We start from the raw sequence: 2,661 nt of genomic DNA on the forward strand, positions 1-2,661 counted from the left end.
CATCCACATATCACCAAAGAAGGTGATACAATTTATAATATTTTAATTATGCTAGGACACTAGGGAAAATTCTTACAACCACAAGTATAAATTAATAAGAAATAATAAATATAAAATTTTTAACATAGATTTTTAAGATATTTTTTTAAAAAATTTATTATAAAAAAATAATTGGATTATGTTTTTATACTACAGAATAAACCACAGTAATAAAAACAATCCAATTAAAACAAGACTACCTATGAAAAATTTATGATCTGTTACCAAATATTTTTCCATCCCAGCTCTCCTCAATGGTAGTATCAATTATGTATTTATAAATTTAACACATAATTCTTAAATAAAAAGAACTAAAAAGAATAAAAATAAAACCATTTTTTTAAAAAGATAAATTTTTTATTTTGAATCCTTTTTTTTCTTAGCAGCTTTTATCAAACCATCAAAAGGAGGCGAAGGTTTCATAGGACGTGATTTAAACTCAGGGTGAGCCTGTGTTCCAACAAAATAAGGATGATTTGGTAACTCCATAAACTCCATCAAAACACCATCTGGTGATCGCCCTGAAAACACCAAACCATATTTTTCTAACTCCTCCACATATTTTGGGTTAACCTCATACCTGTGTCTATGCCTCTCAAAAACCTTGTTTTCACCATACAGTTTATGTACAATCGTCCCCTCTTTCAAAATAGCTGGGTACGCCCCAAGCCTCATTGTTGCACCATAGCGAGATTCCTGCAAAATCTTAACCTGATCCGGGATGAAATCAATAACTGGGTAAGGCGTGTTTTTGTCAACCTCGGTTGTATGAGCACCCCTCATATTACACACGTTACGAGCATATTCAACAATAGCAAGCTGCATACCAAGACACAAACCAAGATATGGTATATTGTGTTCACGGGCATAACGAATGGTTTCTATTTTCCCTTCCATGCCTGATGATCCGAAACCACCCGGTACAATAATACCATCTAATTTATCAAGCATAGCTAACTTCCTAGGTTTTCTCTCAAAAAGCTTTGAATCAATCCACCTTACATCAGGTTTAAGGTTATTGTTCCAAGCAGCATGTTTAACAGCCTCGATAACAGATATATATGAATCAGACAGCTGAGATGTCCCAATATCAAAATATTTACCGACTATACCAATTACAACAGGTTTTTTAAGCATCCTAACCTTTTTAATGAACCGCTCCCACCCCTCGAAATCATTATGCTCCTTCCTCAGATTCAGTTTCTTCAGAATCTTCTTACAAAGATCCTGTTTCTCAAAAAGCAATGTAACAGCATAAACATTATCAACATTAGAATCAGATATAACATCCTCCTGATGAATGTTACAGAACAAAGCTATTTTCTCACGGCGCACATCATCAAGAGGTTTCTCAGAGCGAGTGATAACAAAATCAGGTTGGATACCAATCTCGCGTAGTAGTTTAACTGAATGCTGAGTAGGTTTTGTTTTAGCCTCACCAAGAGCATCAAGAACAGGTACATAAGTAACATGAACATACAATATTTTTTCCCCCTCAAGCTTCATCTGACGAACAGCCTCAAGGAACAAAACATTCTCGTAGTCACCAACAGTACCACCGATTTCAACGAGAACAAAATCCCAGTTACCCTCATTAGCAGGTCTCCTAATCCTCTCTTTGATCTCATCTGTCACATGAGGTATAGGCTGAACAGTTTTACCGAGATACTTACCCTGACGTTCTTTTTCAATAACCGCCCCATAAACCTGACCTGTTGTAATATTATGATACTTTGGGATATTTATATCCAAAAAACGCTCATAATGACCAAGATCCTGATCAATTTCCCCACCATCCTCAGTAACCCAAACCTCACCATGTTCTGTTGGACGCAGCGTACCAGCATCATAGTTCATATATGGGTCAATCTTCATCGCAGTAACTTTATAGCCATGCAACTGCAAAATTTTACCAATAGAAGCAGTTGTAATACCTTTTCCTAAACCAGAAATAACTCCGCCTGTTACAATTATATAATTAGCCATCCCTATCAACAGGCAAGTAGAATACACTATCTAATTTAAATCATTTCCCTTTCTACCAAATTTCGGCAAAAAAATTAAAAAACAAAAAACTTTATTTAAATAAAAAAATAAAATTAGGAGGTGCTAAACAACATTAATACAACAAAAAAATCTTTTCTGTCGCAGCACCTGCAAATCTTAGTTTTTGTATATTTTACTTTCCTTTTGTTGACAACAGTATTTCAATAGATGACACGTTGGAACTTTTCCCTTCCTCATTAGTAATAGTCTCTGTACCAATTTTTATATCTTTCACTTTTGCGTTCGTTACGAACCTGTTTCTCGTAATCTCCGCTGTATCAACGGCTCTACTTATAGCACGCCCACGTGCTTTTATGACTACTTCCTCTGATCCGCCGTTGAACTGAGTTACTACAGCTAGTACATAGCTCATTGGGGGTTTGTTTCCAACAAATATGGTGTTTTCATCTTGTGTTCCTTTTTCTGCCATAACTTTTTCCTCCCTGTTAATTCATTGTAGTTTTCCGTCTACCAACATATCTACTGTTTATAAACTTTTCTATCCCCTCAGTACTTCGGAAAGTAGAAATTTATACTATTTTTTACTCTGCAACAACTCAACCTCATAAGACCAAC

General features: G+C 35.2%; 2 protein-coding genes. Both read right to left on the reverse strand.

The window, feature by feature from the left end; genetic code table 11:
* Nucleotides 1-396: 396 nt before the first annotated feature.
* Nucleotides 397-2,025, reverse strand: a complete 1,629-nt coding sequence (locus QHH19_07130) for a CTP synthase (protein MDH7518092.1) — start codon at nt 2,023-2,025, stop codon at nt 397-399.
* A 193-nt stretch (nt 2,026-2,218) separates the two neighbouring features.
* Entirely contained in the window at nt 2,219-2,515 is a 297-nt protein-coding gene (albA, locus tag QHH19_07135; protein ID MDH7518093.1) for a DNA-binding protein Alba, read from the reverse strand.
* Between the last annotated feature and the right edge of the window lie 146 nt (nt 2,516-2,661).

It is taken from the genome of Candidatus Thermoplasmatota archaeon (genome assembly GCA_029907305.1).
Classification (GTDB): Archaea; Thermoplasmatota; E2; order DHVEG-1; family DHVEG-1; genus JARYMC01.